Source organism: Mycobacterium sp. NGS26 (assembly GCF_059813025.1).
In genome coordinates this window covers 437,618-452,462 of the sequence record NZ_JCALDU010000003.1, presented here as the reverse complement: position 1 = coordinate 452,462, position 14,845 = coordinate 437,618, and the positions used below count along the sequence as shown (strand labels likewise).

The 14,845-nt window shown below is 62.4% G+C and carries 12 protein-coding genes; 4 read left to right on the top strand and 8 right to left on the bottom strand.

Features of this window, described 5'->3' with window-relative positions; genetic code table 11:
- Window positions 1-140 precede the first annotated feature (140 nt).
- The 3 genes from AC5Y6X_RS13030 (at window position 141) to dapF (ending at window position 2,997) form a co-directional block, all read left to right on the top strand.
- Window positions 141-1,043, top strand: a complete 903-nt coding sequence (locus AC5Y6X_RS13030) for a hypothetical protein (protein ID WP_051445867.1) — start codon at window positions 141-143, stop codon at window positions 1,041-1,043.
- Between the two features lie 115 nt (window positions 1,044-1,158).
- Entirely contained in the window at window positions 1,159-2,079 is a 921-nt protein-coding gene (locus AC5Y6X_RS13025; RefSeq protein ID WP_042911598.1) for a metal-dependent hydrolase, read from the top strand.
- Between the two features lie 42 nt (window positions 2,080-2,121).
- On the top strand, window positions 2,122-2,997 hold the full coding sequence (gene dapF / locus AC5Y6X_RS13020) for a diaminopimelate epimerase (protein WP_042911413.1): 876 nt from the start codon (window positions 2,122-2,124) through the stop codon (window positions 2,995-2,997).
- Between the two features lie 155 nt (window positions 2,998-3,152).
- Here the strand turns inward: dapF and AC5Y6X_RS13015 are convergent, their stop codons facing one another.
- From AC5Y6X_RS13015 to AC5Y6X_RS12985, 7 genes are all read right to left on the bottom strand, one after another.
- Window positions 3,153-4,166: a hypothetical protein gene (locus tag AC5Y6X_RS13015; protein ID WP_054585830.1), complete on the bottom strand. Its 1,014-nt coding sequence runs from the start codon at window positions 4,164-4,166 to the stop codon at window positions 3,153-3,155.
- A 96-nt stretch (window positions 4,167-4,262) separates the two neighbouring features.
- Window positions 4,263-5,411 (bottom strand): epoxide hydrolase family protein, encoded by a 1,149-nt coding sequence (locus AC5Y6X_RS13010; protein ID WP_226057898.1) that lies wholly within the window; start codon window positions 5,409-5,411, stop codon window positions 4,263-4,265.
- Complete coding sequence (locus tag AC5Y6X_RS13005) at window positions 5,408-6,556, bottom strand: aromatic ring-hydroxylating oxygenase subunit alpha (protein ID WP_042911393.1); 1,149 nt, start codon at window positions 6,554-6,556, stop codon at window positions 5,408-5,410. Before AC5Y6X_RS13005 ends, AC5Y6X_RS13010 begins: the two co-directional genes overlap by 4 nt.
- Window positions 6,557-6,564: 8 nt before the next feature.
- The gene (locus AC5Y6X_RS13000; protein ID WP_042911392.1) at window positions 6,565-7,479 is read right to left on the bottom strand and encodes an alpha/beta hydrolase; all 915 of its coding nucleotides are present in this window, start codon (window positions 7,477-7,479) and stop codon (window positions 6,565-6,567) included.
- Window positions 7,472-9,247, bottom strand: coding sequence for an N-acyl-D-amino-acid deacylase family protein (locus AC5Y6X_RS12995; protein WP_042911390.1), 1,776 nt, complete (start codon window positions 9,245-9,247; stop codon window positions 7,472-7,474). The genes AC5Y6X_RS13000 and AC5Y6X_RS12995 overlap by 8 nt, the downstream gene beginning before the upstream one ends.
- Before the next feature lie 99 nt (window positions 9,248-9,346).
- On the bottom strand, window positions 9,347-10,129 hold the full coding sequence (locus AC5Y6X_RS12990; RefSeq protein WP_042911389.1) for an SDR family oxidoreductase: 783 nt from the start codon (window positions 10,127-10,129) through the stop codon (window positions 9,347-9,349).
- A 37-nt stretch (window positions 10,130-10,166) separates the two neighbouring features.
- Window positions 10,167-12,128, bottom strand: coding sequence for a flavin-containing monooxygenase (locus tag AC5Y6X_RS12985; RefSeq protein WP_042911406.1), 1,962 nt, complete (start codon window positions 12,126-12,128; stop codon window positions 10,167-10,169).
- Between the two features lie 99 nt (window positions 12,129-12,227).
- On the opposite strand from AC5Y6X_RS12985, the gene AC5Y6X_RS12980 reads away from it, so the two are divergent.
- On the top strand, window positions 12,228-13,373 hold the full coding sequence (locus AC5Y6X_RS12980) for a hypothetical protein (protein ID WP_042911388.1): 1,146 nt from the start codon (window positions 12,228-12,230) through the stop codon (window positions 13,371-13,373).
- A gap of 400 nt (window positions 13,374-13,773) precedes the next feature.
- Here AC5Y6X_RS12980 and AC5Y6X_RS12975 read toward each other — a convergent pair whose 3' ends face one another.
- Window positions 13,774-14,823 (bottom strand): phosphotransferase family protein, encoded by a 1,050-nt coding sequence (locus tag AC5Y6X_RS12975; protein WP_042911387.1) that lies wholly within the window; start codon window positions 14,821-14,823, stop codon window positions 13,774-13,776.
- Between the last annotated feature and the right edge of the window lie 22 nt (window positions 14,824-14,845).

The window sequence follows — 14,845 nt, the reverse complement described above, 5'->3', positions numbered from 1 at the left end:
TTATCTGGCCCATGCCGCCGAGTCAAGACCCTGGCCATACATTTCTAGACAGACGTATGCTCGACGGCGACGCGTTCCAGGGACGGCCGCGTCAAGGAGACAAACTCTGGTCTGTCGCCTACGGAAGGGGATGCCACAGCATGCTGGACAAGATCATTGCCGCCTCATGCGCGGTTTATGTCGCACTGAGCGCCTGGTCGGTCACCACCCGCGGAGATTTACTGCCACCCGTCGCAATGCTCGTGATGGTGCTGACAATGAGCGTGCTGCTGCTGGGCCACATGTGGAAGCACCTCGGTTGGAGGCTCATCGTCGCGTTCTTCGCGGTTGCATCGGCGGTTGAGTGGATATTCGAAGAGACGAACATTCGCAACGGCGGCTTCATCTGGGGCGACCTTCGCTACGGCGATATCACCGTGTTCAGTGTGCATCTGGGCAGCGTGCCCCTCGTGGTGCCGATCTTGATGGCAGTGATCCTGTGGCCCACCTACGCCGTGGTCAACCTCGCCTTGGACGGGCGGGTGGTCGTCGAGCCTCGCGCCATGACGTGGTGGCAGAACGTATGGCGTTGCGTCCTGTACGGATTCGTCCACTCGTGGATGATGCTGATGTGCAACGAACTCTGCGTGAAGTGGGGCGTGTACCGCTGGGTCGGGCACTCAGCGGAACGACCCGCCGCAGACATGTTCCTCGGTGACCCATCGGCACCGGGCGGATGGCTGATCTACGTGGTCGCGGCCATGCTCGTGTTCACCTTCGTGATGATTCCCCTGGTCGGGCGGGACTCGCTCGCGAAAGCCGCGCGACGCCGACTTGCGTGGTCCGACGGTGCCCCGATTGTGTTCTGGGGAGTGCTGGCGCTGCAGAACTACTTCAACCCCGTCAACAACGCCACGGTCGCCAACGTCGTCCTGTGGACAATGGGATTCTTTGCCGCATTCGTCGGCTACCGCTTCGTCGACCTCATGCGCACGCAGAACCGCGACAATTCTCCGACCGACGCGGATGTCTCGCCGAGGCCGGCGCCTGCGCATCACGGCTGATCGGCGAGGATGTCCTGGCAAATCTGGGTGGCTAATCAGAGCATACGTATTTTTTATAGTGTATTGTCATCAGAAGATCGCCGGCGACGTTGCGATCAGGGAGGACGGCTTCTCGATGACCAACCTGAAAGTCCGCCGCGTTCGTTTCGACCTCGGCGGCGATGACATCCCGTTCAACTGGCAGCCCGAGCGTCCCGCGTTCGCCATGCAATGCAATCTGATCTCATTTTTCGCACCCGGGTTCGAGAAGTTCGTGGTCGACGCCACCCGTGAGGCCATCCCGCTGATGACCGATCCTGCCGCGATCGAGGAAGCCAATCTGTACCTGCGCCAGGAGGCGCAGCATTCCTCGGCCCACGTGCGTCATATCAACGCCCTGTGCCGACGCTGGCCAGGTCTGCAGCAGGTGGCCGATGACATCATCGCGTCCTATGACGAGCTGACGGCCACAAAACCGCTGGATTGGCGCCTGGCCTACACCGCGGTGGTCGAAGCGACCTTCACGCCGTACTTCAAGGTGTTCCTCGACCACGACGACAAACTGTTCGAGCCAGCCGACGAGCGGGTGGCGTCATTATTCATGTGGCACTTCGTCGAAGAGATCGAGCACCGCAGTTCGGCGCTGGTCGTGTACAACGCGATTCGCAACGACTTCCGGTTCCGGGCCAAGACAATTCCATCGGTCATCAAGCATCTTGGAACCATCCTTGCCATCGCCCACGAGGGGTTCCGCAAGCACGTACCCGCCGAAGACGGCGGGGAGCTTGCGCGACTCTTTCCGAAGGGATTCTCCGTGAAGGCATTACGCGACTCCATGAAAGCAGCCAAGGAACTACAGCGACCTGATCAGGCGACGTATGCAGGCGTGCCCAAGCGCGAGATGTTAGCGATGCTCAAGGGTCTGGTGATCGCTCAGGGCCCCAACCACGACCCTGAGTTAGAAGTTCTACCCGATCTTGCCGGGCGCTGGTTCAAGCGGTTCGACGAAGAGCCGAAAAGCGCGGCACATTGGTACACCGTCGGCGTGGGCGCCTGACGCGACTCGAGCCGGGACTTCTGCAGCGGCGGACGCGAGCCGATGGACTTCGCCAAAGGCCATGAGGCACAGAACGACTTCATCCTGCTGCGCGACCTTCCCGCCGCCATACCGTTGGATGGCGCAGCGTTGTCGGCGGTGTGCGATCGGCACCGGGGCCTCGGCGCCGACGGCGTGCTGCGGGTAACTGTCGCAGGATCCGCCCGCGAGGCGGGAGTATTCGACGAGTTGCCCAGTGGTGTGACAACTGACGACTGGTTCATGGACCACCGTCATCCCGACGGTTCGATCGCCAAGACCTGCGGAGACGGCCTGCGCTTGGTCACGCACTATCTTTGGGTACTTGGGCTCGAACGCAGACGACGCTTCGTCATCGGTACCGCAACCGGGGCTCACATCGTCGAAGCGCAGGCCGTCGACGGCACGGCAGCCGATGTAATCGTTGAAATGCGCAGGGCGACCGTGCGCGGAACAGGAAGAGCGATCGTCGCGGATCGGCGTCTAGGAGGGCTGCTCATCGATGTCGGCGAGCCACACCTGGTCTGTGTGGATCCGGACCTTGCGGAGGCCGGTTGGATCGACGTGGACAACGACCATCCGAAAGTTGACGTTGAACTTTATGGGACCGCGCAAGACGTGACCGTCGATCTCGTCACTACACCGACCGAGGGCGCCGTGCGCATGTGGGCCTTTCGCGGTGGCGAGCCGGCCCAGTGTGTGAGTGCTTCGGGCGCAATGGCTGTCGGATTGGCCACGCTGAATCACGGGGCCGCCGACACCGGCACGACCACCGTTCGGACGCCGGAGGACGACGTCGTTGTGACTGTCTCCGACGCCGCCGTTCACGTCCAAGGCCGATCGGTCATCATGGCGCACGGGCGCCTGCCGGACGCATGGTGGCGAGCACAAAGCGCATGATCATCAGTTCCTTACGCAAAGCGGTAATCGCTGAGCGGGAACCGCGATTGCTCCGCGGTTGATGTAGTAGGTGTTCGACGTCGCGCAGACAGACTAATCAATACGTGTGGCGATCTACGAGGTCGACTTTCTTGGCCGACCCGCGGGCTTCGCCGTCAGCTTCGACTCGCCGCGGCTGTTTCTCGTCTGGCATCTGCGGTCGCGCGTCCCGGCGCCCAGAGCGGGAACGTCGCGAGCGCCAGCACCCCCACGATGCCGAGGGTCTGAACGGTGAGATAGAGGGTCATCCCGTTCTCGTAGACCAGATTGCCGATGACCATCGCCCCGAACGCGACGGCAAACCATACCGCCCACCCCATCAACCATGGGTCGACGGAGCCCCGCGGTGGGGTTGCACCGCGCATCGCGGGGACGACGACCGCAACATAGCCGATCATCAGGAGCGACACGACGATCCACTGCGGGATGCCGAGGAGGCTGGTAATGGTGATCGGGGACATGGCAACCAGGCCCACCGCGATCGCCGACAGTGCGGCCAGCGGTGCCTGCACTGCCAGCAACCGGCCATTCCCCACACGTTCCTCGACCGGCCCGTCCACGCGTGGGATGTGACGCAACATGAAGTAGTAGAAGGCCGCTCCCCATATCGCCTGCCACGTCAGCTCCAGTAGCGGCCAACCCAACCAGAACTCGAACAGTTTGAAATCGGGGTCATATGTCCACCACACCACGTGACGGAGGCCGCCCTCGATTGAGTATGGGGCATCGAGCAGAACCATGAAAAGTCCGCCGGTAATCGCGGCTTTGATTCGTGACGCGATTCCGAGCGCGTCGACGACCTTGAAGCCGATCGCGAAGATCACCGGGTAGAAGATGGTCACGTAGAACGGCATCGCCGTCGTGCCTTCGAATAACGGTATCGCTGGGTAGTTGAGCATCACCGCGAAGTCGCCCTGTTGATACATGTTCAGCGTCGCCATACCGCCCAATTCGATGACTTGCCCGTAGACGAACGAGGCGATCAGCAGGAACATCCACGTCCGCGTTCCACGTCGCCATTGGACGATCGCATGGACGACAACCGTGACGAAGATCGACAGCATCAACACGTCGTAGAGGTTCGCCTGCCATGACAAATCAAACGGGTCATTGAAGATGAGCAGATTCATCCGGCGCTCCGAATCTTCGGCCGAGATATCACGTAGCTGACACCATACGCTATGTCAATAGCGTATGGCCACAGACCACAGCTGAGCTTTGCTTTCTCAAAAGACGCCCAGTTCCCGCAGCGTTCCGCCGTAAACGTTCAGGTCGGCGGCGAATAGTTCAGGCTGCTCGAACGCGGCGAAGTGACCGCCGTGGTCCTGCACGCTGTAGTGCACCAGGTTGTAGCGTCGTTCCGCCCACACTCGTGGCGTCCGCAACAGCTCGTACGGATACACCGCGTAGCCCGTCGGAACGTCGACTCGGCCTTCCCATTCGTTCAACGCACCGGTACCCGCGCGTCTTGCCTCGCAGTACAGCCGTGCCGCCGAGGTCGCGGTGCCGGTGAGCCAATACAGCATGAGGTTGTCGATCAGGCGGTCGGTGCGGATTGGCATTCCGCCGCAGGTGTCGCACCACGCGTGAAACTTCTCCAGGATCCATCCGGCAAGACCCAGTGGTGAGTCGTCAAGGCCGTATCCGAGCGAGTGCGGTCGTGTCGACTGCAGCTCCAGATACGCGGTGCCGTCGGCGATTCGTTCGGCGGACGCGACCATCGCAGCCAGTTCGTCTTCGGTGACTCCCGCAGTGGCTTCCAAAGGGTCGCCTTCAAACGGAGCGAACAACATGTTGGTGTGGATCGCTACGGCCCGCTGCGGGTGGTGCTCGCCCAAGTGGCGCACGACAAGTGCGCCCCAATCGCCGCCCTGCGCCAGGAACCGTGAATACCCGAGTTGTGCCATCACGTCGGCGACGGCGGCGCCAACCCGTGCCGTGTCTATCCCCCGTTCAGTGGTCGGCCCGGAGAAGCCGTAGCCTGGCATGGAGACGACCACCACGTGAAACCGCTCCCGTAGCAACGGAATCGCGTCCAGGAACTCCACGATCGACCCCGGCCAACCGTGGATCAGAGCCAACGGAATCGCATCAGAATCGCTCGATGGGACGTGCAGCAGGTGCACACGCTGTCCGGAGGCTGTGGTGACGTATGAGCCCCAACCGTCGAGCTCTGCTTCGGTCGCCCGCCAGTCGTATCCGTCTCGCCAACGCATGATGACCGATCGCAGAAACGCCTGCTCGGTTCCGTAATCCCAACCGCTACCCGGCAGTTCGGCAGGAAACCGTGCGGCGTCGAGTCGGCGCTGCAGGTCGTCGAGTTCGGCCTCCGGTACGGCAATGGTGTACGGCGTCATCGCCTGCACCGCCGTCACTTGACGGCCTCGACGGCCGGTGACTCGGTCACTGCCTTCTGCCATTCGGAAGCCAGGTGGTGCAGCATCGGCTCATTGCGCCCGAAGACGACGTGGTCAACTCCGCTGTCCAACCCGCGCTGGCAGGCTTCGGCCATCGGAAAGTCCTGATTGAACAAGACATTACAGACCGCGTCCATCGACATGCGATACCACTCCCGCTGCTCGTCGGTGGTGACGGGGTCCGGTGAACCGTAGGTCACGATGACGACGCTTTCGCCGGGGTGGCGGCCCGGATAGCTTCGCAGCATCTGATAGGACGCCGGGGCTTCGATCAGCACACAGCTGGGGAACAGACCGTAGACCACGGTGCCGAAGAACTGGTCGGGCCAGTCGATCTCGGGCATGTCGCGGAAATTGACGATGTCGCGGAACGGGAATGCCCACCGGTTGTGGCGACCGTAGACGTCGCACACCGAGTTGTTCGACGCGATCGGATCGAGGGTGTCGGTGTGGACGTAGGGGAAGTGGTAGCCCTCGAAGTTGACGTCGATCGACAGCTTCCAATTGGTAGCCACTACCAAGCGTCGCGTCTCGGCGTGGTGCCTGGTGGCGAAGTCGTACTGCGCCAACGGTTCTGCGGCTTCTCCGAAGAAATTGCCGACGTTTACCCCGTCGGACAAACCGACGACGATCAACCCGGCCTCTTCAGACACGGGCAGCGGCGTCAGGCGGCGGTCATCCAAGTCGGCCCCGGAGAACATCTCCCGTGCCGGAACTCCCGCGAGGCGCCCGTCCAGTCGGTAGGACCATCCGTGGTACGGGCACGTGAAGAACCGCGTCTTACCACAGTCGCTGGCGACTTGCGCGCCGCGGTGTGCGCAGCCGTTGATGAAAGCCCGCAGGATGCCGTCCTTTCCGCGAACCACCAACACGGGAACGCCCGCGACGTCCTTTGTCGTGTAGGCACCCGGCACCGCAACCTCGCCGGCCCATCCGATGACGTGGGGCACGTTGCGCATCATTTTCACGTCGGCGTCGTGGCGTTCGGGAGATACGAAGGCCTCCCGAGGCTCGCGCCAGACATCGCCGACGATGTCGAGGGTGTCGTTCTCGAAATGTTTGAGTACCCGTCGCGTGAGCTCCAGCGATTCCTGTCGCGGCACGATGTCTCCTATCTCCGGCTGGTCACATCGACCAGCGCCGTCCGAAGCGCGCGACATTGGCTCGCAAAGAAGTGTTGTGACACTGAGGCGTTCGCGCCGACGAGATCGAACGTGTGGAAGGCTCCTTCGGCGATCTCCTCGTGCACCGGCACCCCGGCTTCTCGGAGCCGCTGCGCGTACTCGCGGCATTCTGCGTAAAACAGGTCCTGGGTGCCCACTCCAATCCAGGCCGGGGCAAGCCCCGACAGATCCTCGCGTCGAGCAGGTGCGGCCTTGTTCGGATCCGCGCCTCCCAGGTACCACTGCCACGCGAGCTGGTTGTCTTGGGCTGACCACATCACGCGCTTCTCCTGGGGGTACACGGCACCGGTGCGGTCGTCGAGCATCGGGTAGACCATCATCTGCAGGGCAAGCGTCACGTCGCCGCGGTCATAAGCAAGCTGTGCGACACGGGCGGTGAACCCGCCACCTGCGCTGACGCCTCCGACCGCGATCCGGTTCGGATCGACCCACTCTTGACGCGCAAGCCATACCAGCGCCGCATAACAATCCTCGAGCGGCGTGGGATAGGGATGCTCAGGTGCGAGTCGGTGCTCGACGGCGACCACCGTTATATCGGTGAAGTTGGAGACCTTGCGGCAGAACCGGTCCTCCTGGGCAGCGGTTCCCATCAGCGTTCCGCCGCCATGGATCCACAGCATTGCCGGGCCCGCTTCGGTCGTACGTCTGGGACGGTGGATGCGAACCGACACGTTCGGATTGACGGGTATTGGTTTGAGCCCGCGAATCTTGCCTGCGGCGCCCGCAACGTTCATCAGTGCCCGCGGAACTTTCAGCCCCCTGTGCAGCGCGTAGCCCTTCGGCAGAAGTCGGGCCAGTTTCCTCAGTTCGGGGTCGAACGCACCGTAGTCGATGTCACCCACCGGCAGCCACCGCGATCCGTGAGGCCGGCGTTCCCTTCGTAAAGCCCGCCCGCAAGAAGCTGCCCGTACGCACCTTGCCGACCAGATCGGTCGCCACGCCTTTCCGGAACACCGTACGACCGCCGACGAGGACGGCGGTCACCGTTTCGTCGTTGCGGTTGACCATTCGGCTCAGCCCGCCGTACTGGTCGACGCGCTCCTCGGCATACGTGTCGAGGGATTCGTCAAGGTGCGTGGGGTCGATCACGGCCACATCCGCGCGGTCGCCCACGTTGAGATGTCCGGCATCCAGGCCATACCAGTCGGCGAGTTCACCGGTGAGCCGATGTACCGCATGCTCCAAGGTCATAAATGGCGCGCCCGCCTCGATGCCCTGATGGACATGGCGCAACAGGCACAGCCCGCTGTTGTAGAAGGCCATGTTGCGCAGATGCGCGCCGGCGTCCGAAAAGCCGACCTGAATTCCCGGATCGACGGCAAGCTTCTTCAATACCTGGGGCCGGTGGTTGGAGATGACCGTGCGCCACCGCAGCGCGCGGCCGTGTTCGATGACCAGATCCAGGAAGGCGTCGACGGGGTGGATACCGCGGTCGAGTCCGATCTGGCCGAAGGTCTTCCCGACGAGCGACGGATCGGGACAGTCGACGACGTCGGCGTCGAAGAAGTCGCGGTGCCAGGCTCCGAGGGCGAACTTGTCGTCATACTCCTTGCGGAACTGCCTCCGGTACGCTTCATCGCGCATCAGTTCGTTCCGCTCGACTTCGTCACGCAGATGGAGTGCTGCCGCACCGGCGCCCAACTCTTCGAAAATGACCAGGTCGATGCCATCGCCATACACCTCGAATGGCACCGGGAGGTGTTGCCAGCGAAAGTTGCCGTCGAAAGCATTGATCACGCGGGCCGCCACACTGAGGATCCGGTAGCCGAGGGGGTTGGATTTCGCATCGGCTGCGGCCAGGAAGCTGATTTTGAGCGGACGCCTCAGGCCGCCGATCGACCGCAGCAGCTGCGAACCCATCTTGAGCGGATGCGTGATGTCCGGCCCGCTCTGCAACACTCGCCCACGCTTGCGCACCAAACGAGTCAGGCGACGCATCTCCCGCCGCTTCACGTATGTCGACGGCAATGTGCGCGATCGGCAGACATCGCCGTCGAGCCGGTCGAAGAGCAGCTGCTGGGACGACATTCCGACGAATCCTGCATCGAGTGCCTCGCTGAGCCAGCGTTCCATCTGCGCCTGCTCCGCCTTGGTCGGCCGGTCATCCTTGCTGGTGGCGCGATCGAGGCCCATGATCGCAGTCCGCATATCGGAGTGCCCGATGAACGCGGTCACGTTAGGCCCGAGTGGCCGGTTCTCGATCGCCGCGATGTACTCCTCGGCGTTCGACCAGTTCTTGTGCTGGTCGATCGCCCCGATGACGTACTCGCGCGGGATGGCCTCCACCCTGCCGAAGAGGTCCCCGGCGTCGACGCCGCCGACATGAACCGTCGAAATCGAACAGGAGCCGACCATGATGGTGGTGACACCGTGGCGCAGCGATTCCGGCAGCCCGGGCCCGTCGAGGACCTCGACGTCGTAGTGGGTGTGAATGTCGATCAGCCCCGGCATCACCCACTGTCCGGTCGCGTCGATCTCCTCGATCCCGGTGATCTCCTCGTCGGTGACCGCCGCGACGTGACCGTCTTGGATGCCGACATTCCCGATGAGGGACGGGCCGCCCGAACCGTCGAAGAATCGGCCGTTCTTGATGACAAGGTCATAACTCATCGAGTCGGCTCCCCTGACTGTCGGATGCTCCCTGCACAATACACTTACACAATATTGTATGGTCACCGAATCATTGGCCGGTTCACCGGAGGGACATGACTACGTGACCCACTCGGGCTGCTGCTCTACCTCGACTGCGGAAAAATCCTTGTGGCCCAGTCCCGCTGTGCATCCGCCATCAACGACGAACTCCGAACCGGTCGAGTAGCTTGATTCGTCGCTGGCCAGATACACGACGAGGTTCGAAACTTCCTTCGGGTCGGCGGCACGGCCCAAGGCGGTTTGGAAGATGTCGTCGGGAATCCAGTCCGTCATCGGCGTCTTGATCAATCCCGGGTGGATCGAGTTCACCCGAATTCCGCTGGGCCCGAGCTCCAAAGCTGTGGACTTGGTCAGCCCGCGCACGGCGAACTTGGAGGCGGTGTAGCCGTGGCAAGCGATCGTGCCCGCCATGCCCTCGATGGACGAGATGTTGATGATGGACCCGCGGCCGGCCTCCCTCATCGGCTTGACGACAGCGCGGATGCCGAGGAAGACGCCGGTCAGGTTGATGTCGAGGATCCGCTGCCACTCGGCAAGGTCGTATTCTTCGATGGTCCCGACGTTGAGAATTCCGGCGTTGTTCACCAAGATGTCGACACCACCGAACTCGCGGATCGCCGTAACGACCGCTGACTCCCAGTCGATCTCTTGGGTGACGTCGAGGTGCACATACCGGGCGACCTCCCCCAGCTCCTTCGCCACCAATTCGCCTTCATGGTCGAGGATGTCGCCGAGCACGACCTTCGCGCCCTCGGCCGACAGCGCCCGCGCGTGCGAGGCTCCCATCCCCCGTGCTCCGCCGCTGACCAGGGCGACTTTGCCTGCCAAACGTCCCGTCACCTGTTCTCACCTTTCTTGCAGGGTTTCGCGCGAGCCCCTAGGGCCGCAGCTCGTAATCGTCGGGGTTCGTCTGCCTCGTCCACGTCCACATGTCGAAAATGCGCCCACCGAACAATGTCGGCACCATGCCTGAGGAGTTCTTGTAGTAGCTGCTCTTTATCGCCGGATGCGTGTAGACCATCGTCCTCAGCCGTTCCTGGTTACGCCGGTTGTAGTTGTCACAGACGTCGCTTCTCGGCACCGCCGACCTCGCGCCGCTGGCCAACACCATGTCGATACACCCCATGATGTAACGCATCTGGCACTCGGAGTTGTAGATGATGCTGGCGCCGTTGACCGCGTTCGTGCCAGGACCATATATGCAGTAGAAGTTGGGAAACCCCGGAACCGTCACTCCGAGATAGGCATACGCGGATTCGCCCCACGCATCATTGAGCGCCAGACCGTCCAATCCGCACACATTGATCGGCCCGAGTTGATGGTTGACGTCGAACCCGGTGGCCCAGATCAAAACGTCCGCCGGCCGATGCACACCGTCGGCCGTTCTCACACCGTCGGCTGTCACTTCTGCGATCGGGTCGGTGATCAATTCGACGTCGTCACGCTGCAGCGTTTTGAGCCACGTACCGTTGTCCTGCAAAGTGCGCTTGCCCATGGGCGGATAGTCCGGCGTGATCTTCGCCAGTAGCTCCTCGTCATCAGTAAAGGCACGCATCCACGCGATAAACAGTTCGCGCACTTCGTGATTGGCTGCACTGCAGGACAGCCCGCCGTTATCCCATTCCGGGTCCATGATCACGCGGTCCGCGGCGCCATCGGCGATCGGCCACCAGGACACGAACCGCAGCCACCGTCCGTAGTAGGGCAGATGACGGATCGACCAGCGTGCGGCGTCGCTGACCGGGGCGTGGTAGTTGACGTTGGGCGCCATCCATTGCGGAGTGCGCTGGTAAACGTTCACGTGTTCGGTGCGCTCCGCGATCGCGGGGACGAGTTGGAATCCACTGGCGCCCGCGCCGATGACGGCCACTCGCTTACCCGTTAGCTCAACATCGCCATGCCAGTTCGCGGTATGGAAGGTGGGTCCGCCGAAGGTATTGGCGCCCTTTATGTTTGGAATGACAGAGTTGCTGAACTGGCCCACTGCGCATATCAGTCCGCGCGCTTCTAGCATGTCGCGGCTGCCGTCGGACGCACGCGTCTCGACTCGCCAGGTCGCCGAGGCGTCATCCCAGGTCGCCGCCACGACTTCGGTGTCGAACCGCGTGTTCGCGCGGATGTCGTAACGATCGGCGACGTCGTTGAGGTACTCGAGGATCTCGGGCTGTTCGGAGTAATGGTGAGTCCAGTGGTCGGTGGGTTCGAATGAGTACGAGTAGTACTGGTTGGCGATGTCGACCCGGCACCCCGGGTATCGATTGGCTAGCCACGTCCCACCGACGCCGGACTGCTTCTCGATGATGGTGAAGGGAATGCCCGCGTCTTGGAGCTTGATTCCGGCGAGCAGTCCGCCCTCCCCGCAGCCGATCACGACGACGGGGAAGGCGCTGCGCTGTGCCGGTGTGGATGCCAGCCTCGGACCCGACTGATCGGCATCGCTGAAGCGCAGATCCGCGGCCACGTAGTCGACGAATTCACCGGTGACCTGTCCGACCGACACCACGTCAAGCATCGCCTGCAGCTGGCGAGCGTCCGGGACGAACGGCGGCGGGCAGCCGCGGTCGCGGTAGTCGCGCACCACATCGAAGGCCCGTGCACGCACCGTTTCCTTATCGGCCTCGCTCATACCGCCCTGCAGGTCCATCGCAATGAGCATGAAAGGTCTCGGGAGTTCGTCGAGCAGGCTCATATCGCCGGTCATGTGCACCATCGACATCAGCAACGCGGGCACGCTGGCCTCGTCGATCGCGGCGCGGATCGCGTCATCCGAGGCATCGAATGGCAGTCCGATCAGACGGTTGACGTCCGACGGACCGACCATATTGGCACTATCTACCATGGGCTGACTCACCGCTTCACCATACAGTCCCCCTTATGCGTATGGTCAATGGTTTGGCCCCGGGTGTAGCTTGCCTTATCAGATCGAGGAGGCATCGCCATGGAAACCTGTACCGATTCGTTTGCGCGGTTGACGGCTCCGCTCAAGCACCTGCAGTGCGACGGCAACCCATTCTTGACACTGACGAATCCATTTGACTTGCAGAATTGGACCCTGCCAATCGTCGAACTCCTGCTGACGGCCGGTGCGATCGCCTGCCTGGTCCACGCCATCCGCTGGTACCGCCAGCGACGCGACTCGATGAATCTTGTGGTGTGGGGTTCGCTGGTGCTCGCGCTCCTGCTGATCGAACCGATCACGTACTTCCCGCAATGGTTCGGTCTTGAAGCGTACATGGGCCTGACCTTCGCCCACGGACAGTTCACGGTGCAGTTCCTGTACAACAGACTGCCCCTCTACATCGTGGCGATGTACCCGGTCTACGGGTATGTGGCGTTCATCCTCGTACAGCGAACGGGAGTGCTCAAGAAGTACAACGCGTTCATCGGTGCCACTTCCGTAGCGACCGGCTTCCTCGTGCTGTTCGAGGTGGTGGACACCGTCGGGCCCCAGTGGGGCTGGTGGATCTGGAACGACCAAGTGCCACAGTCGCATCCGTCGATGGGCCCAATCCCGTTCACCAGCATCGAGCTTTTTTCGATCGCCGTACCATTTGCTATCGCATTCGTCACCCTGCTCGTGAGTCGCAAACAACCACGCACCGGTAGGAAGATCGCCCGGGATATCGTCGTAGTCAGTGTTCTGGTGTGGCCCGTCATGATGGCATCCTCGATGGTGCCCACACTGCTCGATCTCGTCGGCCTGTCCCTGGAGACCGCGCGCTCGGTGTGGCTCTGGACGCTGATCGTCGGATGCTTGGCCATCACCGCGTATGCATTTCGCGGGGCCTACCAGGCGCGCCGATCTAACCCTGAGCTCGCACCGGCAGGCGTTGATCACGACCACTTCGGTGCTGTTTGTGTCGGGGTATACCTCGTATTCGGTGTGATTTTCTGGGCCGCGGCACTGCCCGATTACCTTGCCGCTCAGAACGGTTTCACCGACACGGGCCTTCGAATCGGCAATCTCGCGTTCGGCGGGGCGGCGTTTCTGGTCGCAATCGCATTCACGGTGGCCGCATATGCGGGGGGCACCCGGTCAGCGGCCGTTCCCGACGCCCCCGAATCTCGAGTCAACGTCGAATGACCACCAGCACTTCGGAAATCGACCCCGCGGATGGCAGATTCTAGATTGGCTCGGCCTCCGCAATGGCAGCGCGCGTTGGCGATCCCCTGATCTCGGGACCGTGGGGTCGAACTGGCCGGCATGCGAGGCGAATTGGTCGGCGAGTCGTAATTGACAGTGTCTCAAGCGAGTCCGCGTCAGGCGACGTTTTGGGCGAGATGGCGATACACCGTGGCGCGGGAGACGCCCAGCATCGCCCCTGGGCGCCGGGGTAAAGCCGGGGCGAGGGGTGCAAGGCGATGTTAGCTAGCCGCGGCAAGTCGGTGGCCCGGACCGTGACAGCGTCCGCCCGGGGCTGCTGTTCTGATTCGAACGCCCGAACCAATGTGACCGCTCGGATTTTCGGCAGCAGGCGACCCAGCTATTTGCGGATGGTCGCTATCGTCCACGCTGGAAGGATCGGCGCCCGGGTGAGAAAGTGGTCTCCCTGGCCGATCTGCCTTAGCAGAACTTGCGTTCGCAGGATGCAACTTCCCATCCGCACCATGGCGAAGATCTCGTACCAGCCGAGATCGACGAGTGGTCGGCCGATCATCACCTCAAACCGTCGAATGACCTCCGCGCGGGTGTCGAATCCTGGCAATTCAGGGTCGATGTCGAGGCCATTGACCTCTAACATTTGCCGACGGGTCGCTAGCCACCACGCGAAGTCGGTCTCGGCGGGGCATATGCAGGCCTGCTCCCAGTCCAAGGCCCCGACGATCTGGCCGGTGTCGTCAAAGATCGCATTGGATAGCCGGGCGTCGCCCCAGCACACCGTCAGCTCGGCTGGTTCCTCAGGTTGGTAGTGCATGAGCCACTCGAACGCCTCGGCCATGATATCGGGAACCTGGTTCTCGGTTCCCCATTTCACGTACTCACGCCACCAGGTAAGTTCCGCGGTGGTGCCGACACCGCTGGGGCGTTCCAGCCAGGTTGCGTCGGTGATCGGAACTTGCTGCAGATCCGCAATTGTCGTAAGGAACGAGTCGTGAACCCGCCGCTGCACGTCGGGGCCGGCGTCGTGCAGCCACCCTCTCGTCGCATACGAGGTATCTGACGGCGTGTGACCGACGATCCGCGGCATCACCAGAAACTTGGAGCCGATCCATGAGTTGTCAGGTTCATAAAGGATCGGCGACGGCGTCGCGATCCCATGCTCGTGAAGCAAGTTCTGGGTAAGGGTTTGTGCACCCAGGTCGTAGTTGGGGAAGATGCCGCCGCCTGTGGGCGGAATCCGCACCACGTACTCACTTATGCGTTCGCCTACTTTCGCATCAAACAACAGGCTCTCGCTTGACCATCCCGCGGCTCTATTTGCCGCGCGCAGTTCCGACACTGCGGTTTCGATACCGAACCTGTGCTCGAACCACAACTCGAGTTGCCTGCGGGTCTCGGCTAGGTCGCGTTGAGCAAGGGCGATGCCAGCCATGCCAACTAGAATTACACACAGC